Source organism: Actibacterium mucosum KCTC 23349, from assembly GCF_000647975.1.
GTDB classification, from domain to species: Bacteria; Pseudomonadota; Alphaproteobacteria; order Rhodobacterales; family Rhodobacteraceae; genus Actibacterium; species Actibacterium mucosum.
This window is the reverse complement of the sequence record NZ_JFKE01000004.1, coordinates 432599-458684: the sequence shown is the minus strand read 5'-3', so window position 1 is coordinate 458684 and position 26086 is coordinate 432599. Positions and strand designations below refer to the sequence as shown.

At 60.6% G+C, this 26086-nt stretch carries 32 protein-coding genes; 17 read left to right on the top strand and 15 right to left on the bottom strand.

Features of this window, described 5'->3' with window-relative positions:
* The first annotated feature begins 56 nt into the window (after window positions 1-56).
* On the top strand, window positions 57-674 hold the full coding sequence (locus tag ACMU_RS11535) for an LbetaH domain-containing protein (protein WP_035259575.1): 618 nt from the start codon (window positions 57-59) through the stop codon (window positions 672-674).
* A gap of 135 nt (window positions 675-809) precedes the next feature.
* On the opposite strand, the gene ACMU_RS11530 is transcribed toward ACMU_RS11535, so the two are convergent.
* Window positions 810-1991: an alpha-D-ribose 1-methylphosphonate 5-triphosphate diphosphatase gene (locus ACMU_RS11530; protein ID WP_035259574.1), complete on the bottom strand. Its 1182-nt coding sequence runs from the start codon at window positions 1989-1991 to the stop codon at window positions 810-812.
* 85 nt (window positions 1992-2076) lie between these two features.
* Complete coding sequence (gene phnF / locus ACMU_RS11525; protein ID WP_035259572.1) at window positions 2077-2787, bottom strand: phosphonate metabolism transcriptional regulator PhnF; 711 nt, start codon at window positions 2785-2787, stop codon at window positions 2077-2079.
* Window positions 2788-2891: 104 nt separating this feature from the next.
* Between phnF and phnG the strand changes: the two genes are divergently transcribed.
* Genes phnG through ACMU_RS11510 form a run of 3 tightly spaced genes read left to right on the top strand, consistent with a single transcriptional unit; the run spans window position 2892 to window position 5008 of the window.
* A complete protein-coding gene (gene phnG / locus ACMU_RS11520; RefSeq protein WP_035259570.1) occupies window positions 2892-3338 on the top strand; it encodes a phosphonate C-P lyase system protein PhnG in 447 nt (148 codons plus the stop codon).
* Window positions 3339-3341: 3 nt separating this feature from the next.
* Entirely contained in the window at window positions 3342-3911 is a 570-nt protein-coding gene (gene phnH, locus ACMU_RS11515) for a phosphonate C-P lyase system protein PhnH (RefSeq protein WP_035259569.1), read from the top strand.
* The gene (locus tag ACMU_RS11510) at window positions 3911-5008 is read left to right on the top strand and encodes a carbon-phosphorus lyase complex subunit PhnI (protein ID WP_035259568.1); all 1098 of its coding nucleotides are present in this window, start codon (window positions 3911-3913) and stop codon (window positions 5006-5008) included. Before phnH ends, ACMU_RS11510 begins: the two co-directional genes overlap by 1 nt.
* 5 nt (window positions 5009-5013) lie before the next feature.
* On the opposite strand, the gene ACMU_RS19885 is transcribed toward ACMU_RS11510, so the two are convergent.
* Window positions 5014-5136, bottom strand: a complete 123-nt coding sequence (locus tag ACMU_RS19885; RefSeq protein WP_268870868.1) for a hypothetical protein — start codon at window positions 5134-5136, stop codon at window positions 5014-5016.
* Window positions 5137-5192: 56 nt separating this feature from the next.
* Here ACMU_RS19885 and ACMU_RS11505 point away from each other — a divergent pair, with 56 nt between their 5' ends.
* The 4 genes from ACMU_RS11505 to phnN are packed head-to-tail and all read left to right on the top strand — an operon-like array spanning window position 5193 to window position 8123.
* Window positions 5193-6071, top strand: coding sequence for an alpha-D-ribose 1-methylphosphonate 5-phosphate C-P-lyase PhnJ (locus ACMU_RS11505; RefSeq protein ID WP_035259566.1), 879 nt, complete (start codon window positions 5193-5195; stop codon window positions 6069-6071).
* Window positions 6068-6838, top strand: a complete 771-nt coding sequence (gene phnK, locus ACMU_RS11500) for a phosphonate C-P lyase system protein PhnK (RefSeq protein WP_035259564.1) — start codon at window positions 6068-6070, stop codon at window positions 6836-6838. Before ACMU_RS11505 ends, phnK begins: the two co-directional genes overlap by 4 nt.
* Before the next feature lie 57 nt (window positions 6839-6895).
* Window positions 6896-7576: a phosphonate C-P lyase system protein PhnL gene (phnL, locus tag ACMU_RS11495; protein ID WP_035259563.1), complete on the top strand. Its 681-nt coding sequence runs from the start codon at window positions 6896-6898 to the stop codon at window positions 7574-7576.
* Between the two features lie 4 nt (window positions 7577-7580).
* Entirely contained in the window at window positions 7581-8123 is a 543-nt protein-coding gene (gene phnN / locus ACMU_RS11490) for a phosphonate metabolism protein/1,5-bisphosphokinase (PRPP-forming) PhnN (RefSeq protein ID WP_035259561.1), read from the top strand.
* On the opposite strand, the gene ACMU_RS11485 is transcribed toward phnN, so the two are convergent.
* A complete protein-coding gene (locus tag ACMU_RS11485; protein WP_035259560.1) occupies window positions 8105-8794 on the bottom strand; it encodes a DUF1045 domain-containing protein in 690 nt (229 codons plus the stop codon). The two genes, phnN and ACMU_RS11485, sit on opposite strands and share 19 nt — an antisense overlap.
* Before the next feature lie 74 nt (window positions 8795-8868).
* On the opposite strand from ACMU_RS11485, the gene ACMU_RS11480 reads away from it, so the two are divergent.
* Window positions 8869-10008 (top strand): alpha-D-ribose 1-methylphosphonate 5-triphosphate diphosphatase, encoded by a 1140-nt coding sequence (locus tag ACMU_RS11480; RefSeq protein ID WP_035259559.1) that lies wholly within the window; start codon window positions 8869-8871, stop codon window positions 10006-10008.
* Here ACMU_RS11480 and ACMU_RS11475 read toward each other — a convergent pair.
* From ACMU_RS11475 to ACMU_RS11450, 6 genes are all read right to left on the bottom strand, one after another.
* A complete protein-coding gene (locus tag ACMU_RS11475) occupies window positions 10005-10424 on the bottom strand; it encodes a TIGR01244 family sulfur transferase (RefSeq protein ID WP_035259557.1) in 420 nt (139 codons plus the stop codon). The genes ACMU_RS11480 and ACMU_RS11475 overlap by 4 nt on opposite strands.
* Window positions 10425-10495: 71 nt before the next feature.
* Window positions 10496-11140 carry a phosphoglycolate phosphatase gene (gene gph, locus ACMU_RS11470; RefSeq protein WP_035259555.1) on the bottom strand — a complete coding sequence of 215 codons (645 nt, stop codon included), beginning with the start codon at window positions 11138-11140 and terminating at the stop codon, window positions 10496-10498.
* Complete coding sequence (locus ACMU_RS11465) at window positions 11137-11688, bottom strand: thioredoxin family protein (RefSeq protein WP_035259554.1); 552 nt, start codon at window positions 11686-11688, stop codon at window positions 11137-11139. Before ACMU_RS11465 ends, gph begins: the two co-directional genes overlap by 4 nt.
* Before the next feature lie 2 nt (window positions 11689-11690).
* Window positions 11691-12374 carry a ribulose-phosphate 3-epimerase gene (gene rpe, locus ACMU_RS11460; RefSeq protein ID WP_035259553.1) on the bottom strand — a complete coding sequence of 228 codons (684 nt, stop codon included), beginning with the start codon at window positions 12372-12374 and terminating at the stop codon, window positions 11691-11693.
* Window positions 12375-12415: 41 nt separating this feature from the next.
* Window positions 12416-12904: a hypothetical protein gene (locus ACMU_RS11455; RefSeq protein WP_081805503.1), complete on the bottom strand. Its 489-nt coding sequence runs from the start codon at window positions 12902-12904 to the stop codon at window positions 12416-12418.
* Window positions 12901-13452: a permease gene (locus ACMU_RS11450; RefSeq protein ID WP_152544593.1), complete on the bottom strand. Its 552-nt coding sequence runs from the start codon at window positions 13450-13452 to the stop codon at window positions 12901-12903. Before ACMU_RS11450 ends, ACMU_RS11455 begins: the two co-directional genes overlap by 4 nt.
* A gap of 117 nt (window positions 13453-13569) precedes the next feature.
* Here ACMU_RS11450 and ACMU_RS11445 point away from each other — a divergent pair, with 117 nt between their 5' ends.
* Window positions 13570-14679 carry a mannitol dehydrogenase family protein gene (locus ACMU_RS11445; RefSeq protein WP_035259551.1) on the top strand — a complete coding sequence of 370 codons (1110 nt, stop codon included), beginning with the start codon at window positions 13570-13572 and terminating at the stop codon, window positions 14677-14679.
* 2 nt (window positions 14680-14681) lie between these two features.
* A complete protein-coding gene (locus ACMU_RS11440) occupies window positions 14682-15647 on the top strand; it encodes an aldo/keto reductase (protein WP_035259550.1) in 966 nt (321 codons plus the stop codon).
* Window positions 15648-15653: 6 nt separating this feature from the next.
* On the opposite strand, the gene ACMU_RS11435 is transcribed toward ACMU_RS11440, so the two are convergent.
* The gene (locus ACMU_RS11435) at window positions 15654-16556 is read right to left on the bottom strand and encodes a GntR family transcriptional regulator (protein WP_035259548.1); all 903 of its coding nucleotides are present in this window, start codon (window positions 16554-16556) and stop codon (window positions 15654-15656) included.
* 122 nt (window positions 16557-16678) lie between these two features.
* On the opposite strand from ACMU_RS11435, the gene ACMU_RS11430 reads away from it, so the two are divergent.
* The 5 genes from ACMU_RS11430 to dusA all read left to right on the top strand — a co-directional run bounded on the left by ACMU_RS11430 (window position 16679) and on the right by dusA (window position 21756).
* Window positions 16679-17701 (top strand): ABC transporter permease, encoded by a 1023-nt coding sequence (locus tag ACMU_RS11430; RefSeq protein ID WP_035259546.1) that lies wholly within the window; start codon window positions 16679-16681, stop codon window positions 17699-17701.
* Between the two features lie 37 nt (window positions 17702-17738).
* The gene (locus ACMU_RS11425; RefSeq protein WP_035259545.1) at window positions 17739-18686 is read left to right on the top strand and encodes an ABC transporter substrate-binding protein; all 948 of its coding nucleotides are present in this window, start codon (window positions 17739-17741) and stop codon (window positions 18684-18686) included.
* 65 nt (window positions 18687-18751) lie between these two features.
* Window positions 18752-19543, top strand: coding sequence for an ATP-binding cassette domain-containing protein (locus ACMU_RS11420; protein WP_035259544.1), 792 nt, complete (start codon window positions 18752-18754; stop codon window positions 19541-19543).
* Window positions 19540-20571, top strand: a complete 1032-nt coding sequence (locus tag ACMU_RS11415; protein ID WP_236626242.1) for a zinc-binding alcohol dehydrogenase family protein — start codon at window positions 19540-19542, stop codon at window positions 20569-20571. The genes ACMU_RS11420 and ACMU_RS11415 overlap by 4 nt, the downstream gene beginning before the upstream one ends.
* A 183-nt stretch (window positions 20572-20754) precedes the next feature.
* Window positions 20755-21756, top strand: a complete 1002-nt coding sequence (gene dusA / locus ACMU_RS11410; protein WP_035259541.1) for a tRNA dihydrouridine(20/20a) synthase DusA — start codon at window positions 20755-20757, stop codon at window positions 21754-21756.
* Here dusA and ACMU_RS11405 read toward each other — a convergent pair.
* On the bottom strand, window positions 21753-22952 hold the full coding sequence (locus ACMU_RS11405) for a multidrug effflux MFS transporter (RefSeq protein ID WP_035259540.1): 1200 nt from the start codon (window positions 22950-22952) through the stop codon (window positions 21753-21755). The genes dusA and ACMU_RS11405 overlap by 4 nt on opposite strands.
* 206 nt (window positions 22953-23158) lie before the next feature.
* Between ACMU_RS11405 and ACMU_RS11400 the strand changes: the two genes are divergently transcribed.
* The gene (locus tag ACMU_RS11400) at window positions 23159-23983 is read left to right on the top strand and encodes a sulfite exporter TauE/SafE family protein (RefSeq protein WP_035259538.1); all 825 of its coding nucleotides are present in this window, start codon (window positions 23159-23161) and stop codon (window positions 23981-23983) included.
* Here ACMU_RS11400 and ACMU_RS11395 read toward each other — a convergent pair.
* The 3 genes from ACMU_RS11395 to ccmI are packed head-to-tail and all read right to left on the bottom strand — an operon-like array spanning window position 23980 to window position 25900.
* Window positions 23980-24201 carry a DUF1289 domain-containing protein gene (locus ACMU_RS11395; protein WP_035259537.1) on the bottom strand — a complete coding sequence of 74 codons (222 nt, stop codon included), beginning with the start codon at window positions 24199-24201 and terminating at the stop codon, window positions 23980-23982. The two genes, ACMU_RS11400 and ACMU_RS11395, sit on opposite strands and share 4 nt — an antisense overlap.
* Entirely contained in the window at window positions 24198-24677 is a 480-nt protein-coding gene (ruvX, locus tag ACMU_RS11390; RefSeq protein WP_035259536.1) for a Holliday junction resolvase RuvX, read from the bottom strand. The genes ACMU_RS11395 and ruvX overlap by 4 nt, the downstream gene beginning before the upstream one ends.
* Window positions 24674-25900: a c-type cytochrome biogenesis protein CcmI gene (gene ccmI / locus ACMU_RS11385; protein WP_035259846.1), complete on the bottom strand. Its 1227-nt coding sequence runs from the start codon at window positions 25898-25900 to the stop codon at window positions 24674-24676. Before ccmI ends, ruvX begins: the two co-directional genes overlap by 4 nt.
* Window positions 25901-26086: the final 186 nt, after the last annotated feature.

Here is a 26086-nt window from a genome sequence, read left to right as displayed (position 1 = left end):
CTAGAAGAAATCTCCGCCGAAGGCTGACCCCTTCGGCGGACGAAGGAGCCCCACCCATGCCCCGCCTGTCGGCCGAAACCCCGTTTCTGCACCCCGATGTCAGCCTGACCGAGACCACCTGCGGTGCCTATGTCGAGATCGGCAAAGGCGCGCGCGTGGCCTATTCGGCGTTTGGCGATTACAGCTATTGCGACCAATATGCCGACATTGCCAACACCACCATCGGCAAGTTCGCCAATATCGCCAGCTTCACCCGCATCGGCCCCACCGATCACCCGCTGCACACCGCGTCGCTGCACCATTTCCTGTATCGGTCCTCGGATTACTGGGACGATGTTGACCACGATGACAGCTTCTTTAACCATCGCCGTTCGCGCCGCACCACAATCGGCCACGACACCTGGATCGGCCACGGCGCCATCATCCGGCCCGAAGTGACTATCGGCCACGGGGCCGTTGTGGCCGCCGGTGCGGTGGTCACAAAGGACGTCCCTGATTACACGATTGTCACGGGATTGCCCGCCAAACCGATGCGCGAACGGCAGCCGCGTGAGATTGCCCAGCGTTTGATTGACCTTGCTTGGTGGGACTGGTCGCATGATCAGTTGCGCATTGCCCTGCCGGAATTCCGCAGCCTGCCTGCCGAAGAGTTTTTGCGCCGCTACGAAAGCTGAAGCGGGAATCAAAAAAGGGGATGGCAACCATCCCCCGATCTTTTGAAATATCCGGTCACCCCCAGGGGCACAACAACCTTGTGATTTGTCTAGCCCACCTTGGTAACGGGCATGTGACGAGCGCGAGGAAAAGCGTTATTCTGCAGCCATTTCCAAGGTTGCGATCCGTCCGGCAAACCGATGTGCGGCTTCGCCGGCAAGGAAGCTGAGCCGCCCGGCCGAGATTGTCATTTCAATCTGACGCGTTTCCTCGTTCACCACGCAAAGGTCGGCCCGCTTGCCATAGTCCAGGCGACCGCGATCCGGCAGACGCAGGATTTCGGCGGGTTTTTCTGAGATCAGAGCCCAGGCTTTGGGCAGGTCAAGATAACCATGATCCACCAGATACCAGGCGGCGTTCGAAAGGGCGGGATAGTAGTAGTCGGAAACCAACGCGTCACACAGACCCTGCGAGATGAGGTCAATCGCGGCCACATTGCCCGATTGCGAGCCACCACGTACCACGTTGGGCGCGCCCATCAGAACGGGATCGTTCATTGCTTTGGCTGCGGCGGCGGCGCGACGCGAGGTCGGAAACTCGGCAATTCGCGCCCCGATCATAGAGTATCGCTCGCGCGTTTCTCCATCAGGATCGTCGTGGCTGCCATAGACGACACCCAGCGTATCAAAGCTTTCGGCCAGATCGCACAGGTGACGTGGCACATCACCTGCGCGCGCATGGGCAGCGTTGACGAGCTCCATATGCTCTTCTGGCGTGCGGCCAGCTTGCTTGGCCCACAGGTACAGGTTTTCGGGTTTTTCGCGCGCCAGTTCGACCGCTTCGTCCAAGTGGTTGTTAAACACCACATAGTCGATTCCGTGTTGGCGTATGGCCGCCAGCAAACGCGGGCCGCTGTCCACAAGGTGCGTTTCGCATCGCACCTGCAAACGCAAATCTGTCAGGGCATGCCTGCGATAGGTGGCCAGCGCCCCCATAACAGCCTCGGCGTGGTCCGGGCCACGGTGTCCACCTTCCCAGGACCAGCTTTGTGCCAGCCATGCGGTTGTAACACCGTTTGTCGCGGCGTCGCGGTCAGTCGATGTCAGTCCGATGCTCAGGTCAAACGGAGCGGTGGGTCGCGGCGCGACATGCCGTTCGAATGCGTCGCCGTGCAGGTCAATGATACCGGGCAGGATCAGGTAGCCGGACAGATCTACCTCGGGCAGGGGGCCCTTGGTGATGCGGCCGTCGGCCACGGACAGCGAGCGCTGTTGAAGCGCGCCGTCACGAAGGATTTTTGCGCCTGTAAAGCGCAAAGGGCTGAGAAACTGAACCATAGCTCTGCTCGAAACCTGAATACGGGTTTTTGCTGTGGATAAAGCTATTCTGTATCGCGTTTATGACAGTTTCGGCCTTAAATGCCTATTCTGGCGAAACAATCAGGCTGATGCGGTCGCCGACAAACCAAGTGCGGCCATATTCTATAGGTTGATTTTTAGAATCAATATTCACGCCAGTCGTGCGTAAAATCGGATCGCCCTCGCGGATGCGCAGGCGCGTGGCTTGCGCCGCCGAGGCGGATTTTGCCGTCAGTCGCGTATGGGCGCGGGTATAATCTGCTACACCTGAGCGCTTAAGTGCCTGTGTAATGGATCCCGTTGCTTCGATATTTTGCAGGATATCCGGAAAGCGCTCAGCGGAAAAAACGTGCCGCGACAAGGCAATTGGCGTGTCTTGCTGCATGGCCAACGTCTCTGCCACATGCACGAGGTCTCCTTCTGCAAGTTCCAGCGCTTCGGCCTCGGCCCGGTTTGGCGCGCGCTTTTCCAGCAGCAAGATTTCGCGCCAGGAAGATTTCCCAGCTTGAGCGATATTCTGCGAAAACCTCACACGACGCCCCAGCGGGTAGTCGGTGGGGGTGGAGGCAACAAACACGCCCGCGCCGCGCCGGGAATGCACCAGCCCGCTTTCGTTCATGTCCTGCAATGCGCGGCGCACCGTGTGGCGGTTAACCTGAAATCGCCGTGACAATTCTGCCTCGGTCGGCAGCCGGTCGCCCGGCTTGTAATGCCCGTTCGCAATCTCGCTGGTCAAAGACATCGCGATAGATTTCCAAAGCGGTGTGTTGGCCATGTGTCACCAAAGTTTCACGTTCTGGGGGCTTGTCCGACTCAGGGTGGATTCGCTAATATTTGTCTAGTTGTATAGTTAAACCGACAAATCGGCAAGAAGTCTAGATGATCAAAATCGACACACGACAAGAATGGATGAGCCTTCTGGCCAAGTCGCCCAAGGGCGTACTTTCAACGTTGGTGGACGCGTTGGGTGCGGCGCCCAGTTTCAGCTGGCTGCGTGCGCCCGAGATTGGCGGTGTCATGGTGCGCGGCCGAGCAGGTGGCACCGGCGCAGCGTTTAACATGGGTGAAATGACGATCACGCGCTGCACTCTGAAACTGGAAGAAAGCGGTGTTGTGGGTCATGCCTATGTGCAAGGGCGGGACAAGGACCACGCACGTAATGTTGCGTTGGTGGATGCGCTTTTGCAGACCGAGCGGGCTGCTGACATACGCGCAAGTGTTTTGACGCCGCTTGCGGCCGACATGACAACACGGCGCAACACCCGTGCGGCAAAAGCCGCGGCAACGAAGGTGGACTTCTTCACTTTGGCCCGAGGGGAGGACTGACCGATGCAGGAAACGTCGCTGACCGGTGGTTTTACAGATGCCCCAATCGATGCAGCCCATGCCTTTCGTGCAGCGCTGACGGTTATGGCCGAGCCGGGCAAGATTGCCGAACTGTCCGGAGCAGAGCCGCCCGCGCCGATGTCTGTTGCTGCCGGCACGCTGTTGCTGACGCTGGCAGATAGCGAAACACCGGTCTTTCTGGCGCCGACGCATGACAACCAGGATATTCGCGATTGGATCACGTTCCATACGGGCGCTCCGATCGTATCAGCAGAAAAGGCAATGTTTGCAATTGGTGGTTGGTCGGCCCTGCAACCGACGGTGCGCTTTGCCATTGGCGAGCCCGAGTATCCGGATCGTTCCGCAACACTGATTATCGAGATGCCCGAGCTGTCGAATTCTGGTGCAACCCTGCGCGGGCCGGGGATCAAGGACACGCGCCAGTTCCAGTTGCCGGACACAGCTGCCTTTCAGGCAAATCAATCCATGTTCCCGCTGGGTCTGGATTTCTTCTTTTGCGCCGGGTCGCAGGTTGCGGCCCTGCCGCGCACAACGCTGGTGGAGGGTGCCTGATGTATGTTGCTGTCAAGGGTGGTGAGCGCGCCATTGAAAACGCCCACGACTGGCTGGCCGAGGAACGCCGAGGCGACCCGTCGGTGGCCGAGCTGAGCGTGGCGCAGATCCGCGAGCAGATGACGCTGGCGGTGAACCGGGTGATGGCCGAGGGCTCGCTTTACGACGCCGATCTGGCCGCGCTGGCGATCAAGCAATCGCGCGGTGATCTGATCGAGGCGATTTTTCTGATCCGCGCCTATCGCACGACGCTGCCGCGCATTGGCCATTCAAGCCCGATTGAAACCGGCGACATGCGGTGCGACCGGCGGATCTCGGCCACGTTCAAGGACGCGCCGGGCGGGCAGGTTCTGGGCCCGACCTTCGATTACACGCACCGTCTGCTGGATTTCAAACTGGCCGCCGATGGCGAGTTGCCTCAGGCCGCAACCGCCGAAGCGCCCGACGCTGCCACGCCGCATATCACCGCGATCCTGAACCGCGACGGCTTGATCCAGACCGAGGACACGCCCGACGGCGAAGATACCCCGCCCGACCTGACGCGCGAGCCGCTGGAATTTCCGGCCAACCGCCCGCTGCGCCTGCAATCGCTGACACGCGGCGACGAGGGCTTTGTGCTGTCGATGGCCTATTCAACGCAGCGCGGCTATGGCCGCAACCACGCCTTTGTCGGTGAACTGCGCGTCGGCCAGGTGGCGGTGGAAATGGACATCCCCGAGCTGGGCTTTGCCATTGATATCGGCGAGATCACCGTGACCGAATGCGAGACGGTGAACCAGTTTGCCGGCTCAAAGACCGAACCGCCGCAGTTTACCCGCGGCTATGGCCTGACCTTCGGACATCTGGAGCGCAAGGCGATCTCGATGGCGCTGGTGGACCGGGCGTTGCGGGTGGAAGAGTTGGGCGAAGACAATGTCGGCGCTCCGGCGCAGGACGAAGAGTTTGTGCTCAGCCACTGCGACAACATTCAGGCCACGGGGTTTTTGGAGCATATCAAGCTGCCCCATTACGTGGATTTCCAGGCCGAGCTGGAGCTGGTGCGGAAGTTGCGGACCGAAGCGATGGAGGCCAAAGCCGCCAGAGAGGCGGCCGAGTGATGGGCTTAATTGTCGCCGGAGTCCACAAGGTGAGCGGGCAACAGCACGACCATGGCTTCGCGGATCAGAAGAACGGCAAGGGCCGAATAGGCGAGTTGATCGAAAGTAATGGTGGAAAACAGATCCATAGAATGCACTCCTCACGCAACTTGGGACGTGTTTGGCAGATGAATAGGGCGGGAAAATGACGCAATCTGGTCAATATAATTTTGCGTATCTGGACGAGCAGACCAAGCGGATGATCCGCCGGGCGCTGTTGAAAGGCTTGGCGATCCCCGGCTATCAGGTACCCTTTGCCAGCCGCGAGATGCCCATGCCCTATGGCTGGGGCACAGGCGGGGTACAGGTCTCGGCCGCGTGCCTGACGCCGGATGACCGGCTGAAGGTGATCGATCAGGGCGCCGATGACACCACCAACGCGGTGTCGATCCGCAAGTTCTTTCAGCGCACCGCAGACGTCGCTGTAACCGAGGATACAACCGACGCCACATTGATCCAGACCCGCCACCGCATCCCCGAGACGGAGCTTGCCGAGGGGCAGATCCTTGTCTACCAGGTGCCGATCCCGGAACCGCTGCGGTTTTTGGAGCCGCGCGAGACCGAAACGCGCAAGATGCACAGCCTCGAGGAATACGGGCTGATGCATGTGAAGCTGTACGAAGACATCGCGCGCCACGGTCAGATCGCCACGTCCTATGCCTATCCGGTGAAGGTGCAGGGGCGTTACGTGATGGACCCGTCGCCGATCCCGAAATTCGACAACCCCAAGATGGAGATGGCCGCCATTCAGCTGTTCGGCGCCGGGCGCGAACAACGCATCTATGCGCTGCCGCCCTATACAGACGTGGTCAGCCTCGATTTCGAGGACCACCCGTTCGAAGCCACCAAGGCCAATCACAGCTGCGCGCTTTGCGGCGCGTCCGACAGCTATCTGGACGAGGTCATCACCGATGATCAGGGCACCCGGATGTATGTGTGTTCCGACACCGATTATTGCGCCACGCGGCGTGCCCAAGGTCATGTCGGCCTGCAGGGTGTGCCTTTGGAGGATAACGCAGCATGACACCTCTTTTGAAAGTCGAAAACATAAACAAGTTCTACGGCGGGCGGATCGGCTGTGCCGATGTGTCGTTCACGCTTTATCCGGGCGAGGTGATGGGGATCGTAGGGGAAAGTGGCTCGGGCAAGTCGACGCTGCTGAACTGTCTGGCCGGACAACTAGAGCCCGATGGCGGCCGGGTGATGTTCGACACCCGCGCCGAGGGTATGAAGGACACCGTGTCGATGTCCGAGCCGGAACGCCGGATGCTCGGCCGCACCGACTGGGCCTTTGTGCACCAGAACCCGCGCGACGGGCTGCGCATGGGCGTCAGCGCCGGCGGCAATGTGGGCGAGCGGCTGATGGCCGTGGGCGCGCGCCACTACGGCGACATTCGCGGCAAGGCCGTCGATTGGCTGGACCGGGTCGAGATCGCCGAGGACCGGGTGGATGACCGCCCCAGCGCCTTTTCCGGCGGCATGCAGCAGCGGTTGCAGATCGCCCGCAACCTTGTGACGGGCCCGCGCCTTGTGTTCATGGACGAGCCGACCGGGGGCCTTGATGTTTCGGTTCAGGCGCGCCTCTTGGACCTGCTGCGCGGCCTGGTGCGTCAGATGGGGCTGAGCGCCATTATCGTGACCCACGATCTGGCCGTTGTGCGCCTGTTGGCGGACCGGTTGATGGTGATGAAATCGGGCCATGTGGTGGAAACCGGCCTGACCGATCAGGTGTTGGACGACCCGCAGCACGCGTATACGCAGCTGCTGGTCTCGTCGGTGCTGCAGGTCTGAGCGCCGGAGGCGCCATGCCCCCGGTCACCCCAAGTATATTTGGACGAAGTTGAAGCCATGATTGAAATTCGAGACCTCGAAAAATCCTTTACCCTGCACAATCAGGGCAGTGCTGTGATCCCTGTGATGGCTGGCGGCGAATTGTCGGTTGCAGCGGGCGAATGTGTTGCGCTGATTGGCGCCTCGGGCGCGGGCAAGTCGACCATGATGCGGATGATTTATGGCAACTACCTTGCACAAGGTGGATCGATTCTGGTGAACGGGGTTGATGTCGCCAAGGCCGAACCACGTGAGATCTTGGAATTGCGGCGCGAGGTGCTGGGATATGTCAGCCAGTTCTTGCGCGTGGTGCCGCGCGTATCAACCTTGGACGTGGTTGCCGAGCCTTTGCTGAATGTTGGTAGTGACATGGAGCAGGCACGTGACCGCGCGCGCGCGTTGCTGAAGCGTTTGAATATTCCGGAACGGTTGTGGGGGTTGTCGCCGACAACCTTTTCGGGCGGCGAACAGCAGCGTGTGAACATCGCACGCGGCTTTGCCTATGACTATCCTGCGCTTTTGCTGGACGAGCCAACTGCCAGTCTGGACGCCACCAACCGAGAGGTCGTGTTGAGCCTGATTGAGGAAGCCAAGGCGCGCGGAGCGGCGATTGTCGGCATTTTCCACGACGAAGCTGCACGCAACCGTGTGTGCGACCGCGAAGTGGACGTGACCGAATTCACGCCAAGGGCGGCCTGAGGCCATGCCGGGGCGCTTATACGCCATTGTGGGGCCATCAGGGGCGGGTAAGGACACGCTGATGGAGGCCGTGGCGCCGCATCTGCCGGGTCTGGTGATGGCGCGGCGCGTGATCACTCGGCCCGCAGCGGCAGGGGGCGAAGATTTCGACGGGGTGAGTGAGACCGAGTTTGACCGCCGCCTTGCCGCCGGTGATTTTGCGCTGCATTGGGCCGCGCATGGTCTGCGTTATGGGGTGCCGATAAGCATCGAAGAAGACATGGCCGCAGACCGCGACGTGGCCTTTAACGGTTCACGCGCGGCACTGGCCGAGGCCGCCGCACGGTACCCGTCGCTACGTGTTTTGCACATAACTGCCAAGATTGAGGTTCTGGCCGAACGCCTTGCCGCGCGTGGCCGCGAAACCGCCGAAGATATTGCCGCCCGTCTGCGCCGGGCCGATACGGGCCTGCCGCAGGGCCTGAAGGTGATCACCATCGACAATTCAGGAGACCTGCAGGATGCCGTGAACGCCCTGCTGACCGCGTTTCACCCGGAAAGGACGTAGCGGTGCAATTGGTGGAACCGCCCATCGTCGGCCTCGCCGAACAGACACAGGTCACGAACAACGAATGGTTCGGGCAGAATGGGCTCGACAACGGGACGCAAAGCAGCCTCGACCGGTTCAACGTCGTCGGCCTCCAAACGGCCGCTCAGCGTCAGGTGAAAGCGGAATTCTTCCATCACGTAGGGATAGCCCCAGCGTGCCAACAACGCACGTTGTGTGTCCGACAACGAGGCGGGGCGTCGGCGCGCCACTTCGTCGGGCGATGGCGGAGAGCGGAATTCGTCCAGCTCGCGCACGATGTGGCTGGCCAACAAGGCCAACTCGGTGACCGAACCTTTTGGCGTCAATGCAAGAAAATGGCCCAGCCGCGACAACACCAGCCCGTCCAGCGTGACCGGCGCAAGGGCGCGGGCAAGATTTTGCATCTCGGTGTGCAACCCGTCAATCGTCTTGCCCTCGGCCAGAAAGAAGGGCGGTTTGATCGTGCCGTGAAACCCGTATTTTCGAGGGGTTGCGGTGATCTCTTCGGCCGGTGCGGGCAGACCTGCGGGTTGCAACTGCGCGGTTTCAACCCCGGCCACAGCATCCCATCCCAGCCATTCGGCCCCGAACGTGGCCAGCGGGCCCGGCTCGGGAGCATAATAAATTGCGTAACGCCTGTAGTTTTCCATGACACCCCATGTATGTCGGCCCCGCAACAACTGCGTGACAGCCGCGTATATCCTTTCCTTAGACGGAGATCCGCATGACCGCCCAGATTTTTGCCAATGCCCAGATCGTTTTGCCCACCGAAACCCTGCGCGGCGCTCTGGTGGTTGAGGATGGCCGTATCACGGCGATCGACACGGGTGAACAGGTGGCTGATGGGGCGCAGGATTGCGAGGGCGACCTGCTGATGCCCGGCCTGATCGAACTGCACACCGATAACCTGGAGCGGCATATTCAACCGCGTCCCAAAGTGGACTGGCCCCATGCCAGCGCGATCCTTGCCCATGACGCGGAACTGGCCAGCGTCGGGATCACCACGGTGTTTGACGCGATGCGCGTTGGCTCCATTCCCACAGGCAAGGGGCGCTATCTGAAGTATGCGCGGGGTCTTAGCCGCGAGTTGCTGGACCTGCGCGAGCGTGAAGCGCTGCGGATCAGCCATTTCCTGCATCTGCGGGCCGAGGTCTGCTCGGAAACGCTGGTCGAGGAGATGGCCGAGTTCGGCCCCGATGACCGCGTAGGGATCGTCAGCCTGATGGACCACACGCCCGGCCAGCGGCAGTTCCGCGATATCAGCAAGTTGAAATCCTACGTAATGGGCAAGAACAACCTGACCGAAGATGAGTTCGCCGACCATGTCGCCAATCTGAAAGACATGCGCGACCGGCTGGGGGATCAGCACGAGGCCGCCGCAGTGGCCGAGGCCGCGCGTTATGGCGCCTATCTGGCCAGCCACGACGACACCACGCGGGCGCATGTCGAAACCTCGGCGGGGTATGGCGTGAAGCTGGCCGAGTTTCCCACCACGGTCGAGGCCGCGCTGGCTTGCCACAACCACGGAATTGCAGTGATGATGGGGGCGCCCAACCTGATCCGGGGCGGAAGCCATTCGGGCAATGTCGCCGCCCACGAACTTGCCGAAAAGGGGCTGCTGGACATCCTGTCGTCGGATTACGTGCCTTCGGCGCTGATTATGGCGGCGGTGATGCTGGGCGATCTGTGGGACGACATGGCGCGCGGGATTGCCACCGTGACCAAGGCACCGGCTGACGCCACCGGCCTGTCAGACCGGGGGCGGATCGCGATTGGCGCCCGCGCCGATCTGGTGCGTCTGCGCCGCGTGGATGGCACCCCAATGGTACGCGAAACCTGGGTTCAGGGGCGCCGGGTGGCTTAACCGCGCCGCGCGTCCATCATGGGTTTCATGGGGGCAAGGTCGTAGCCGCCGCCCGCTGCGGCCGAAATCAATGCGTCGGATTCCGTGGACCGTGCCATGGACAATGCCCAAATGGTGGTCGATCGGGTGCCCGACCGGCAATAGGCCAGAACCGGACCTTCTGCGCTGTCCATCACCGCGTCAAATGCGGCCTGAGTTTCAGGTGAAATCATGCCAGCAAAGGGCACCAGGTGAAAGGTCAGCCCGGCGGCTTTGGCTGCGGCAGCCATTTCGTCGCTGCCGGTCTGATCTGGCGCTTCGCCGTCTGGGCGATTGCAAATCAGTGTTTTGTAGCCAGCATCGGCAATAGCAGGTAGGTCGGTCGCCTCGATCTGCGGGGCGGCGGAAAACTCGGGCGTGATGACGCGGATATCCATGGCGGCAAACTTTCAAACTGGGGCGTTGCGCTGACCCTAGCGCAAATGCCCCGCTGCGCAAGCCCGCCTGGTCAGTTCTGCGTGAGCAAGTGTGGCAGTTGGGCGAAATCGCCGAAAGCCACGGTATGGGGGATCTGGGCCACCGGGGTTTTGCGATACCCTTCGGTGAACAGAAAGAATGGCTGCGCTGCGTTTTGCGCGGTTTCGGCATCAACTTCGCTGTCACCAACATAGGCGCAGGCATCAGCGCCAAGCCCATCCATCGCGGCGCGCAGCATCGCGGGGTCGGGTTTGCGCGTTGGCAGGCTGTCACCGCCGATCACCGCGGCAAAGAACCCGTCCAGTTCAAGATGCTGCAGAATGGCGCGGGCGGGGCCGTGCGGTTTGTTGGTGCAGATGGCCATAGGGGTGCCCTGGGCCTGCAAGGCGCGCAACGCGGTCAGAACACCGGGGTAGGGACGGCTGAGCGCCGCGTCGCCCCGGTGCATATGGCGCGCCACATCCGCAGTCAGCGCGGCGTGATCGGCCATGTCCAGGCCGGTGGCGCCGATCACCCGCTCGACCAGTTTAGAGACGCCGTTGCCGACAAACGACGTCACGGTGGCCAGGTCCAGCGCTGCCTTGCCCTGCTCGGCCAGCATCGCGTTTGCGGCGGCGGCGATATCCGGCGCGCTGTCGATCAGCGTGCCGTCCAGGTCGAAAATAACGGGGGTCATGGTTTCCACTTGATCGAACACCCCATCGACGGGATCTGATCTTGCGGCCCGCTGCCGGTCTGGGCGATCTGCTTCATGGCCTCGTACAGGTCACGTCGCAGGTCTTCCGGCCCGGCCTCGCGCCGCGATGCGTCCAGCCGCCCGCGATATTGCAGGCCAAGTTCGGCATTGAACCCAAAGAAATCGGGTGTGCACGCGGCGTCAAAGGCGCGTGCGACGGATTGGCTTTCGTCGTGCAGATACGGGAAGGTGAAGCCTTTGGTTTCGGCCATTTTCACCATGTTCTCAAAGCTATCCGCCGGATAGCTTTGGGCGTCGTTCGAACAGATGGCGGCAACACCAACCCCCAGGGCCTGCATGTCGCTTGCGTCACGCAAGATACGGTCGAGCACCGACAGCACATAGGGGCAGTGGTTGCAAATGAACATGATCAGCGTGCCATTGGGCCCGGCCAGATCGGCCAACCGATAGGTCTTGCCGTCGGTGGCAGGCAACGAGAATTCGGGCGCCGGCCAGTCAAAGTCGCAGACGGGTGGGGTGACGGCCATGGTTATGCTCCTTCTGCGGCGGCGCGGATCGCGCGGATATTGTCGCCATAGGGGGCGGTATTGTCCGCGCTGCCACCGCGGAAGACGGCCGAGCCGGCCACCAGAACATCCGCCCCGGCCCCGGCGACCATAGGGGCGGTGGTTGGGTCAACACCGCCGTCGATCTCGATATGGATGGGCCGGTCGCCGATCATCGCGCGCAACGCGGCGATCTTGGTGGTCATGTCGATGAATTTCTGTCCGCCGAAACCGGGGTTCACGGTCATCACGCACACAAGGTCGGTCAGGTCCAGCACGTGTTGCACCGCCTCGGCGGGGGTGGCGGGGTTCAGCGCCACGCCGGCCTTCATGCCGGCGGCGCGAATGGCCTGCAGCGTGCGGTGGATATGGGGGCCGGCCTCGACATGCGCGGTCAAGATATCGGCGCCCGCTTCGGCATAGGCATCGATGAACGGGTCCACCGGGGTGATCATCAGATGCACATCCATGACCGTTTTTACGTGCGGGCGAAAGGCTTTGACCGCGGGCGGTCCAAAGGTCAGGTTCGGCACGAAATGGCCATCCATCACGTCGATATGAACCCAATCGGCGCCCTCGGCCTCGATGGCGCGGATCTCGGCGCCGAAACTGGCGAAATCGGCGGCCAGGATCGATGGGGCGATCTTGATGGAACGGTCAAATGTCATGGGGCTCCTCCGCGTGAACATCTGCGCCAAGGTCTAGCGGGTCAGATCACCAACAGCAAGCAACCCAGAATGATGGGAACCGGCAACGATACGATGTGGCGGATCGCGGTGAACCTGCGCCCCATAAACGACATCTCGTAGGCCAGCGCACGGTTGAAATTGAAAATACACCATGCGGTGACATAGGCCATCAGCGGGGCCAACGCAGCACCGGCTTTCAAAGCCGAGGCTCCTATGGCAAAGGCGACGAACGGTCCGCCCGGGGTCAGCGCACCCAACAAGGTGGCAAAGAGGACACCCGTTACCCCGGCGCTTTCACCAAAGAAACGCTCAACCTGGTCTACGGGCAGCAGCGCGGCCAAAAACCCGGCACCGATGAGCCCCGCAAAGATGCGCGGGACCATGAACGTAGTTGTTTGCTTGGTGCGGGTGAAAATGTCAGGCAACGCGTCCGGCTGCGTTCGCGACAGGTGGCGCAGCATGGTCGCCGCACCGATGGCCAAAAGGATGGTCCCGATCAGGATATTCACGGGGCGAAGTCCTTCCACAATTTGCGCGTGGCAAGTCCCAGCAATATCGGGAATGGCAGGCAAAGCACAAAGCGCAGGGCAACGATGTCGGCTGGCAAAAAAGAGAGCTCCCAAATGAGCGTGCGGTTAAGACCCAGCAACACCCAACCCGATACAATCGCGATACCAGCGCCAAGATCTGCCCCCGCCGCCATCAGGCCAAGGGCCAGGGGATAAGTCACCGAAGGGCCGCCGGGAATGATCGCACCGGCCGCTGCAGCAATGGCAAGGCCGCGCCAGCCGCTTTCAGGGCCGATTGCTGCGGTGATCCTGTCACGAGAAATCAGGAAGGGCAGCGCCGAGGCGATCAGCACACCGGCGACAATTTTTGGCATCAAGGCCGCAGCAAAGACCACCTCATGTCCGAGGATCTGCCAGAAGACGTCCGGGCCTTTCAAAAACCAAACCCCGATTGCACCTGCCACCCCCAACGCGATCAGGAAGATCAGGCTGCCGTCCACCAGCTTTCGCGGGGTCGAAGAGCCAGGGAGAGTTGAATTCTTGGCCATGCCCGTCATGTGCCAGTTGCGTTTGCTTCTGGCAAGCGCTCGCTGGCAAACAGGGGCAAGATTGCTGTTGACAATATGTTTTTAATCATAAAAAACTCCTTGAGAGAGGAGAACCCCATGCCGACGACCCCGATTCTTCAATTCGGAACCAGCCGATTCCTGCAGGCGCATGCAGATTTATTTGTGTCCGAGGCAATGGATCGTGGTCAGGCGTTAGGACCGATAACAGTGGTACAAACCAGTGGTTCGGCAGACCGGGCGCACAGGGTTCGGGCCCTGGCGGCGCAAGGCGGGTTTCCGGTGCGAATCCGGGGTGTTCAAAGCGGCACGTTGATCGATGAAGAGCGGAACGTGCGCAGCGTTGCCCGCGCCTTGTCCACGCGGACCGACTTGAATGAAGTGCAACGTATTATGGTGGAAGAAGCGCAAATCATCCTGTCCAACACTTCGGACGCGGGGTTTCGCCCAACATCGGCGGACAATGGGCCCGTCTTTGATCAGGCGATGTCGTTTCCTGCCAAGCTGACCCATCTGCTTTTTGCGCGCTTTCGGGCGGGCGGCAACCCCATTCAGGTGATGCCGGCAGAATTGGTGACAAGAAACGGAGACGTGTTGCGTGGGCTGGTGCGCGAGATCGCAGCACCGTTGTCCAACGAGTTTGACGCGTGGATCGACAGCAACGTGACCTTTGTCAATTCGCTGGTGGATCGGATTGTTTCGGAACCCATTGACCCAGCGGGCGCCGTGGCAGAACCTTATGCTTTGTGGGCAATCGAAGATTGTCCGGGTTTGGTTTTGCCCTGCAAACATCCCGATATGCAGGTTGTACCCGCCCTTGAACCGATTGAAACGCGCAAACTGTTCCTGTTGAACCTTGGTCATACCTATTTGGTCGCGGGCTGGTTGTCGCGTGGCAAATCCGGGGCCGTGTTTGTTCGGGACTTGATGGATGACGCCGCGATCCGGGCGGATCTGGAGTCTCTTTACGATCAAGAGGTTATTCCCGCCTTTGTCAGCGCAGGGCAGGGGAACGAAGCGCGTGCATACGTCCAGGATGTGCTGGATCGTTTCGCCAATCCGTTTCTGGATCACAAGTTGGACGATATCGCCCAAAACCACACCGAAAAACTGCAACGCCGGGTCGAGGCGTTTTGCGATTGGGCAAACGGGTTGGGTGCGAACGAGCCGATGCCGCGGTTGCGCGCCATCGTGAAGGCCCAAGCATAGTCATGCAACGCAATCGTATTGCCGCGACAGACGTTTATGTGACGGATGTCTCGTTTGGGTGTTCGGGGATTGGGAACCTATATCATGCAATTTCCGATGCCGAAGCCGACACCGTTCTGGGAACAGCATGGGACAATGGCATCCGCTATTTCGACGTCGCGCCGCGATACGGTCGGGGATTAGCCGAGCAACGTCTTGCCGCGTTTCTGAAGGGCCGTGATCGCAGCAGCTACGTCATTTCAACCAAGGTTGGGCGGTTGCTGTCACCTGGCAGACAACTGGCCGAGGCCGAAGGGTTCGTGAACCCGCTGCCCAACGACGTATCCCATGATTACTCCGGTGATGGAATCGAAGCGGCGATCGATGGCAGTTGCACGCGATTGGGCACGGATTATTTGGACATCGTCTACGTCCATGACATCGGAACGTACACGCACGGCTTTGAAAACGAGGGCCATTACCGCGATTTGATGCGCGACGGGCTGGACCGATTAGAGCGACTTAAACGGCAAGGGCGCATAGGGGCCTTTGGGCTGGGTGTAAACGAGAATGAAGTCTGCATAGACATCCTGAAACAGACCCCTCTGGATGTGATCTTGTTGGCCGGTCGGCTGACTTTGTTGGACCGATCTGCCGAAGAAGAACTGGTTCCGCTGTGCAAGGTGCAAGGTACCAGCTTGGTACTGGGTGGCATATTCAATTCGGGTATTCTGGCGACCGGGCCTGTTGACGGGGCAAGCTATGATTATGCACCGGCCTCGCCGGAAATCTTGCAAAAGGTGGGCACATTGCAGGCGCGGGCTGACGAGTTCGGAGTTCCCTTGGCCACCGCGGCGTTGCAGTTTGCTCGGCGCCATTCGGCGGTGGTGTCTGTGCTGCTGGGTACCTCAAAGTCGACATCATTGTTACGCAATCTGGCCGCTCTGGACGCGCCATGGCCACCGGAAGCGGATGTGCTGTTGCGCTGAGCGGTCTCAGACAAACTCGTGACTGCGCATGGACTCCAACAAGGTTTTCTTGGCGGTGGCCAAATGCTCTTCGGCTGCGGATATGGCCGCGTCTTCGTCACGCGCAAGGATCGCGTCTATGATCGCCAGATGTTCAGAAATGGCTGCGCGGTTGCGATCCTTTTCGGTCTCTTTTCTCCATTGATAGTGATAGTGAAAAATCAAAGAAATCACGCGCTGAAATTCGATCACGAACCGATTTTTTACGACGCCGCTGATGGCGTCATGGAACGCTTCGTCAAGGCGTGAAAAGTCGTGATATTTTTCCTCGATTTCCTCGGCCAATGCCAGGTGCTGCGCCTTTAGATCCTGCATGTTTTGCCAAATCGGGTGATCTTGGGGCAGGTTGAACAATTGCTTCAGTGCGTTCAGTTCCAGAACCAGCCGGAAGTCGGAAAGTTCCAGCGCAAATTCCTCGGTGAACCCCACCAGTTCCCACCCGCCACGCGCACGACGTTTGACCAGACCAAACCGGCTGAGCGCGGCAAGCAGTTCCTGCAGAGAATGAGAAGGGGCCTCGAAATCCCGGGCCAGCTTGGTAACGTTCAGCGGCGTGCCGGCCGGGACGTCAAAGCGCAGGACCCAGTCGAAGAAGTTGCTTTCCAATTGGTCCAAGGTCGGCGGGGCCGAAGCGACGTCTAGCCAATCACCGGAATCCGGTACGCGCAGCACAGTCTTGTTTCGGCCGTTCCATTGGATGATACTGTTCTCATCCAGCTTGCGAAGGGCGGAACGAACCACAGTTCGGCTGACCTGCATCTCGGTGGCCAGGGCCAATTCGGAGGGCAAATGTGCCTCGGGGCCCAGGGTGGAGCACCGGTCAAGAAGCTGATTGTAAACGCTTTTCAGGCGTTCATCTGTCCGGGCCATCGCTGCGTCTCCTTCCTGAATATCCCCATTAAGTCTTAAATTATAAAATACCGTTGACAGAACTCAAGCGCTGCCGATAAATGTTTTTATTAATTACGTACCGGATTCGGGAGGGGATCAACATGGTAGAACTCGTGCAAAGGCTCAGGAAGGCTGGTGCCGGTGCCGGCTTGTCCAACGAGGCCTTTCACAAGTTGTCGGCGCTGCTGACAATGCTGATCCTGGTTTTTGTCTTCGCCTTTGGCAACGATGCGTTCTTTTCAGTCAATAACGGTCTGACCATTTTGCTGCAGACCTCGGTGATCGGATTGCTGGGGATCGGTCTGACCATGGTGATCATCACCGGCGGGATCGATCTGTCCGTGGGTTCGGTTCTAGCCCTGTCGGGCACGGTGACCGGGCTGGCAGTAAAAGCGGGGGTGCCGGTGGTGCCGGGCATGTTTCTTGGCATTCTGGTCGGGGCGGCTTGCGGTGTGGTGAACGGTTTGATCATCACCAAGATGCGGATCACGCCGTTTGTGGCCACGCTGGGCATGATGTTGATGGCGCGTGGGCTGGCTCTGCAGTTAACCGGCGCTGCTCCGATCTCGCAGTTGGGCAAAGCGTTCGGCGTTTTGGGTAACGGATCGCTGTTCCGCATGGTCGAAATGCAAGAGAACGGCTTTCCCAAGGTCATTTTTCCCGGCATCCCGTACCCGGCGATCCTGCTGATCGTGGTGGCGATAGCTGCGGCCTATCTGCTGCGTCGCCGGGCGCTGGGGCGGCATATCTACGCGACTGGGTCGAACGAAGAAGCCGCGCGCCTTTCAGGTGTTGTCGTCGACCGCACCAAAATCATGGCCTACGCCATGTCTGGCGCGTTGGCGGGTCTTGCGGGCATCGTCCTGATGTCGCGTCTGATCACTGCACAGCCGAACGAGGGCGTAATGGCCGAGCTTGACGCCATCGCGGCCGCCGTGATTGGCGGTGCGTCGCTGATGGGTGGGGTGGGCACGATCTCGGGTACGATGATTGGCGCCTTCATCATCGGCATCCTGCGCAACGGGCTGAACATGGCCGGCGTATCGTCCTTCATCCAGCAAATCATCATCGGAGCAGTCGTGATCCTGGCGGTCTACGTCGATCAACTGCGCTCCAAACGTTAACGACCCAACGCTTTCCAACAGGAGGAGAAAGAAAGCTATGACAACCAAAGTAACCAAATTGCTTGCCGCCACGGCCCTGACCCTGACTTTGCCAGCGGGCAGCGCAATGGCGGGTGAAATCGCCGTAATCGTGAAAACCACCAACTCGAACTTTTGGCAGAACGTGAATAAGGGCGCTTCGGCGGCCATCGCTGGTCAGTCCGAGCATACCATGACCTTTGACGGTCCGGCCGCGGAAAGCGCCATCGCCGATCAGGTCAACATGGTCGACAATGCCATCAACCGTGGCGTGGCGGGTATTGTTCTGGCGCCGTCAGACCCTGACGCCCTGACGCCAGCCGTACAGCGTGCTTTCGAGTCGGGTATTCCTGTCGCCATCATCGACTCGGGCCTGGGTGAGGATGCCAAGGGCACCTATCAGGCCTTTCTGTCCACCGACAATTGTGCGGCGGGCGAATTGGTGGCCCAGTCGATGATCGACGCGGTGGGCACCGAAGGCAAAGTGGCCGTGATGTCTTACGTGGCCGGTGTAGGTTCGGAAATTGGCCGGGTAGGCTGTTTTGTGGACTATCTTGGCGCCAACTCGAAACTGGACATTGTCGGCCCGTTCTACTCGCAGTCGCAGATGGCAACCGCGTTGAATCAGACCACCGACATTCTGGCCGCAAACGCGGACCTGAAGGGGATCTTCGGCGCGAACGAGCCAACCGCGGTTGGTATGGGACGTGCGCTGGTGCAGTCGGGTAAGGCTGGCCAGATTGCCGCCTTTGGCTTTGACGGAAACGGCGATCTGCAAGACTTCGTCAAGGACGGCACACTGAACGCCACCGCTGTACAGGGGTCGTTCCAGATGGGCGAACTGGGCGTGAAAGCGGTTCTTGATGTGATTTCGGGCAACGCCGTCGATGGCTTCATCGATACCGGCGTGGTTCTGGTGACGAAAGAGAACATCGATACACCGGTTGCGCAAAACGTTCTGTATTAAAACGTTGGGGCCGGCGCGCGGTTTGCGCCGGCCCGACAAGCAAATTCCAACATGAAAGCGCGGATATGACTTCGTCCCCGACCCATCCCACACCGCTTGTCGAGATGACCGACATCGAAAAGCACTTTGGCGGCGTGCGTGCCGTAAACGGTGTTTCATTGGACCTGAATCCGGGCGAAGTCGTGGGGGTACTGGGCCACAACGGTGCAGGCAAATCTTGCCTGATGCGCATTCTTTCCGGCGCAATGATCCCAAATGGCGGGATGATCAAGGTGAATGGTCGTCCTGTGACGATCAGCTCCCCTCATGACGCCCGCAAGTTGGGGATCGAGACCATTTATCAGACCCTTGCCTTGGCGGATCATCTGGATGCACCTGCCAACCTGTTTTTGGGGCGCGAGTTAAAGACGCGCTTCGGCAACCTCGACGAAAAACGGATGTTGGATGAGGCACGCAAAGTGCTGCGGCGTCTGAACCCTAATTTCCATAACCTTGGTGACGCGGTGTCCAGCCTTTCGGGCGGCCAAAGGCAGGTGATCGCCATTGCCCGCGCCATCTACTTCGATGTGAAAATCCTGATCATGGACGAGCCAACCGCCGCGCTGGGCCCTTCGGAAACAGCGATGGTAGCGGATTTGATCAAACGGCTCAGCGCAGAAGGCATCGGGATTTTTCTGGTCAGCCATGATATGCATGATGTGTTCGCGCTTTGTGATCGTGTGATGGTGATGAATAAGGGGGTCAATGTGGGATCGCACCGGATTGACGAGGTAACAAAAGACGACGTGCTCAGCCTGATCATCAAGGGTGCGTTGCCGGACGACTGGACGCCCCGCAACCTTGAGGTGGCGCTGTGAAAGACAGTGGAATACCCACAGAAGAAATGCTGTGCGGCACCTGTGTTGCACCGGGGCAATTTGAGCTGACGCCCAAACCTTTGCCCGTTGCCGCGCCTGATGCGCATGTTCTGGTGGACATCGCGGCGGTTGGGATTTGTGGCACCGATTACCACATCTACCAAGGCAAGCACCCGTTCCTCGAATACCCCCGCGTGATTGGGCATGAGTGCAGCGGTCGCGTGGTTCAAGCCGCGGCCGGTTTTGGCGCGGGGCAGTTGGTTGTAATCAACCCCTACATATCTTGCGGTACCTGCCGGGCCTGCCTGCGCGGAAAACCCAATTGCTGCACCAACATTGCTGTTCTTGGGGTGCATACTGATGGCGGCATGTGCGCGCGGATCGCGGTGCCCGCCCAGAATCTCTACCCTGCCGTAGGCTTGACCGAGGTTCAGGCAGCCATGGTTGAATTCCTTGCCATCGGTGCCCACGCGGTCGCGCGGGCCGACCTGACCACGGCGGACCGGGTGCTGATCACCGGCGCCGGCCCCATTGGTTTGGGCACGGCGTTGTTTGCCCGGCTATCCGGTGCGCAGGTGCACCTGCTGGACATGTCGCCAACACGGCTTGAAATGGCGCAGAGGAAGTTTGGTTTCGACAACCTTCATCTTGTCGGTGACCCGGTTCTGACCGGAGATCTGCAGGATGGTTTCGATGTGGTCTTTGACGCCACCGGCAACGCAAAGGCCATCGAGGCAGGGTTCGACCTGCTTGCCCATGGCAGCCGCTATGTACTGGTCAGCGTGGTCAAGGATGACATCCGGTTCAACGACGCAGATTTTCACAAACGCGAAACGCAGATTATCGGCAGTCGCAACGCGTTGAAGGCCGATTTTGATCGTGTCATGACTGCCATGCGGGAAGGTCAGATTGACAGCGCGGCGCTGTGCTCCGAAACCATTGCGCTTTCCGAATTGCCTGCGCGCTTTGGTCGGCTCGCCGAAGACCGCGAGACCTTGATCAAAGCGATCGTTACACCGCTGAAATAGGCGTGGACCTGCCAGAAGCAGGAAATGCAGCCCAGCCAACAGATGGGGCAAAATTGGCGGTCAATCCGCGCATTTGCTTTGCAACAATTGGCCGCGCGACACAGGTTTGTGTGAATGCTGCCGTAACGCAGAGGCACATTCCCACTTGATCTATCGCGATGCGCGGAGGAAAAAGCGGCCCTGATGGACGCTGAACACCTGAAATCCACCGCACGCTTGTCTGTTGCCCCTATGATGGAGTGGACAGACCGGCATTGTCGGTATCTGCACCGACTGATGTCGGCGAAAACGCTGCTGTTTACCGAAATGGTGACGGCACCTGCCTTGGTGCGCGGTGGAGCAACACATTTGCTGCGCTTTGATGCGGTCGAGCATCCTGTCGCGGTTCAACTGGGCGGCTCGGACCCGGCTGAATTGGCCGAGGCGGCCCGGATTTGCGCCGATACTGGCTATGACGAGGTCAACCTGAACGTTGGCTGCCCGTCTGACCGGGTGCAGTCGGGTGCGTTTGGCGCGGTGCTGATGAAAACGCCCGACTTGGTGGCCGATTGCGTGGCGGCGATGATCGAAGCCTGTGCGGTGGAGGTCACCGTGAAGTGCCGCATTGGCGTGGATGATCAGGATCCCGCTGCCATATTGCCGGAGTTTCTGGATAAGGTTTCGGCGGCCGGGGTGTCTCGCGTGACGATTCACGCGCGCAAAGCATGGCTGCAGGGACTGAGCCCCAAGGAGAACCGCGATATTCCGCCGCTGGACTATGATCTGGTCCATGCGATGAAGGCAGCGTTTCCACGGCTGCACATCTCTGTCAATGGGGGGATCACAAGCCTGGAACAGGCGCAGGCGTTTCTTGATGCGGGATTGGACGGGGTGATGATCGGGCGCGCGGCCTATCACACGCCGTCTGACATTTTGCTGGCCGCGGATGCCACCATCTATGGCGGCGGCATTGTCAAAACACCCGAGCAGGTGGTGAACGAAATGCGGCCCTATATCGCGGCCCATCTGGCCGAAGGCGGGCGGTTGCATCAGGTGACTCGGCACATGCTGGGCCTGTTTGCCGGCCGCCCCGGGGCGCGGCATTGGCGGCGCGTGCTGTCGCAGGGCGCCACGGCCTCCGGTGCGGGGCTGGAGGTGCTGGACGCTGCGCTGACCGAAGTCACGCAGCGCCCCTTGGCAAGCTAAGCCGAGTTCGCGGCAACACGGCCGGGCCGGACCGTGGCAAGCGCACAAATCAGTGCCAAACCAGCGCTGATCGCAATCATGATAACCATCGGCGTGGCACTCCCGTCAAAGAACAGGCTGCCAATGGCCATCATCACCCCACCGGTCAGTAACTGCAGCGACCCGCCCAGCGACGAGGCCAGCCCGGCGATCTCTCCATGCTCTTCCAACGCCAGTACCAACGAGGTTGGGATCACCAGGCCAAGGAACGCATTTCCCAGGATCAACAGGCCGATCAGCGCAAAAAGGCTTAGGTGAACGGTCAGCGTAATTGTCAGCAACACGGCGGCAGCCACGGCAAACCCAACGACGCCCCAAAGCACCATGCGATTCAGCCCGAACCGCGCGCCCAGTGGCCCGGCGGCCTGAGACGCAGCAAAAAACCCGATTGCGTTGACGGCAAATGCTAACGAGAACTGTGTCGTCGTCAGGCCATATTGGCCGGTGTAGACAAACGAGGCTGAACCCAAGAAGACAAAGAAGCTGGCCATGCCGAACCCGTTTACCATTGTCAGCCCCATGAAGCCGGCGTCAGTGAACAGGCGTTTCATTCCCTGGCCCATGGATCGCAGGTTCACGCGCACCACGTGTTCGGGTTTCAACGTTTCGGGCATCGAGAATACGAAAACGGCAAGCGAAAAGGCCGAAGTTGCACAGATAACCCAAAAGATGGCGCGCCATCCGGCAAGCGCAATCACACCAGTTCCGGCCAGTGGTGCCAGCATGGGCGAGATCGCCACGATCAGCATGATCAACGCCATCAGGCGCGTTGCCGCGTCGCCGGTAAACCCGTCGCGGATGATGGCGCGGGGTACCACCATGGCGGCCGCGCCGCCAAAACCCATAACGAAACGCGCAGCGACCAGCGCCTCGACCGACGTTGCCAGTGCCGATCCAACAGCGCCGGCAATGAACAGGACCACGCCGGTGATCAGGGGGACCTTGCGGCCAGACTGGTCCGCCCACGGGCCATAGATCATCTGGGCAACGCCGAAGGCCAGCATGTAGACTGTGACCGTGTACTGGGTTGCTGCCGCGCTGGCCGACAGATCCGCGGCGATAATCGGCATTGCCGGTAGGAACATATCAATCGCGAAAGAGCCTGAGACCGACAAAAGACCCAGAACCATCGCGGTTTTTAACAAACCGGGTTGCATGAAAAAGACCTCTCAGAAATCCGCGCCACCAGGCAGGAAAATCGGGGTGGACGCGATGGGCGGAAGGTAACAACTCTTTGTGATCTTGCAAGGGGCTGAACGATCGGACCTCTGGTGTCCTGACAGGGTCTTGTCAGGATGTGCCGGGCAGTTGAAAACCCACCCGTTTCCAGATATCGCGGCCAGGCAATCGCACGGAGGCCCAGATGCCGGAATTGACGACCCTACTGCCAATCGTTGCCATTATGCTGGCCATCGGCGCCTTCGCCGGGGTGCTTGCTGGACTGTTGGGAGTTGGGGGCGGTATCGTTCTGGTGCCCGCGTTTTTCTATACGTTCAGCGCGCTGGGCTATGGCGGCGATTACGTGATGCAGATCTGCCTGGCCACGTCATTGGCCACGATCATCGTGACCTCGCTGCGGTCGGTGATGAGCCACAACCGCAAAGGCGCGGTGGATTGGGACGTACTGCGCCGCTGGTCGCCGGGTATCGTGATCGGGGCGCTGCTGGGGGTGGCCGTGGCCACGCGGCTGGACAGTTCGGCGTTGCAGGCGTTGTTTGGCACGCTGGGCATTGTGATCGGCCTCTATATGGCGTTTGGCAACCCCAATTGGCGGCTGGCATCGGCGATGCCGGGCGGTGGCGTGCGGTGGGGGGTCTCAACCGCCATCGGCCTGTTGTCGGTGCTCTTGGGCATCGGCGGCGGCTCGTTGGCGGTGCCCACCATGACGCTGTGCGCCTATCCGATCCACCGGGCCGTGGCGACGGCGGCGGGGTTTGGGGTGGTGCTGGCGGTGCCGTCGGTTCTGGGGTTCTTGCTGGTCGATATCCCGGCCGAGATGCGCCCGCCGCTAACCATCGGCGCGGTCAACATTCCGGCCTTCCTGATCGTGATCTCGATGACACTGATCACCGCGCCACTGGGCGCAAAACTGGCCCATGCGATGGATCCAAAGCCGCTGCGCCGGGTCTTTGCTCTGTTTTTGATGCTGGTGGCGCTGAACATGCTGCGCGAGCTTTTGGCCGCCTAACGCCCCTTGCGCCCGCCGCGGCGTTTTTTAAGGCGGCTGGCGCGGTTGGGCAGTTCTTCCATCAGTTCCGCGCGTCTTTCGGGCGTGTAGCGCGACCATTCGGTGATCTCGTCGATCGACCGATAACATCCTATGCAAATCCGTTCGGCGGGGTGGATGGTGCACAGGTTGACACAGGGCGAGGCGATTTCGTCGCGCTTCCAGATCTCGTCGGTCATTGGGCGGCCCCGATATGGCGGGCGCGGTCCAGCACGCCTTGCAGGATGTAACCGGCCGCCACGTGGTCGATCACCTCGGCGCGGCGGCGGCGCGATGTGTCGGCCTCAAGCAAGGCGCGTTCGGCGGCGACGGTGGAGAGGCGTTCATCCCAGAACCCGATGGGCAGATCGGTCAGGCCCGACAGGTTGCGCGCAAAGGCGCGGGTTGATTGGCACCGAGGACCTTCCGAGCCGTCCATGTTGCGCGGCAGGCCCAATACAACACCCGTAACAGTGCGATCCATGGCAATGTCCAGCAATCGCGCGGCATCAACGCCAAATTTCTTGCGTTTGACGGTTTCCAACGGGGTCGCAACCCCACGCAGCCCGTCCGAGACCGCAACCCCGATGGTCTTTGTACCCAGATCCAACCCCATCAATGCGCCGGTGGGGGGCAGGGCGGCCAGAAAGTCTTCGGCAGTCTCATACACGTTCATTCGGCGAGTCCGATGGACTGGGCCGCCGTGGTCAACTGACCAATATCTGAGTCCTGACCGGCAAATACACTCAGGGCCTCTTCGTAAATTGCCTGCGCACGATCGGTCTCCCCCAGAACACCCAAGGCACGGATAAGGCGTGCCCATTTGTCCGCTGGGCCGCCCTGTGTGGCCAACTCATCGGCCAGACCTTCCACCATTCCGCGGATCATCGCCTCGCGATCTTCGGGGGCCATCTCGGCTGCGGCGGCCATATCTTCGGCAGACGGCCCAGGAGCAGAGCTTGCCTCTTGCGGCGGGGTGAAACGCGCCCCTGCAGCTTCGGCCAGGCCAGGCAACTCCGAGATCAGCACCGGATACCATGGGGCCTGTGGCGTGCTTTCGTTCAGCAGAATACGCCACAGCCGAAAGGCGACATCCGGACGGTCGTTCTGCGCGTACATCAGGCCAAGAAAATAACGGGCCGCGCCGTTATTCGGGTCGCGCGCCAGCACCTGTTCTATCGCGGCCTCAGCCTCGGGCGAGACATAGCCACCCGCGGCCTGCACCATCATCTCGGTCAGGGCGACATAGTCTTCGGCCTGGGCCTCGTCTCCACGGATAAGGATCACCTGACCAATTGCGGTGTAGGCCGCTTTGAAATTCCCCAACCAGCCCTCGTAACCGGCCAGCAAGGTCAGGCCACGTTCGTCATCGGGACGTTCGGCGACTACGTCGCGCAACTGTTTGATCAGCGCAGCAGTATCAGGGTCCTCGGGGGTGATCAGCGGGGCCGGAGGCAACTGCGCTTCGGCCTCGGCCTGGCTCATGCGTGTCGCACGGCGTTCTTCTGCCGACGCTTTGCGAATCTCAAGGGGCAGGTCCGCATAGCCCGGTGCGCCAAGTTGCCAGTACACAGCCCCGGTGCCGCCGATTAACACCATCAAGACCAGCACCGACAGGCCCAGTGTCACGGGACGGGGCAGGGCGGCCCCTGCCGACATTGCTTGCGCGGCCTTGTCTGCCTCCAGTGCACGGCGCGCGATTTCGACCCGGGTGCGTTCGGCTTCGGTCTCGTTCAGCACACCACGATCAAGATCGCGCTGAATCTCGGACAGTTGGTCTTTGTAAACCTGCATGTCGGGCGCAGTATCGGTGCCCACGGGGCGGCCCCGCATCAGCGCCACGATCAGGCTGATCGCCACGATTGCCACCAAACCTGTTGCCACCAGCCAGAATTCCATGCGCGCTCCGCTTTCCTTGTCGCCTTGGTCTATGCTTTTTCGCAACGCAACGAAAGAGGGCGCACGGCGGCCAGAGGTCGCATTTTCGTGTGGTTCTGGGCCGGGGATCGCTTATGGCGGGCCCATAGGGCTTGACGCGCCGCCCCCGGCACCGCAGTTATCCTGCGTAACCTTCAGACGAACAGG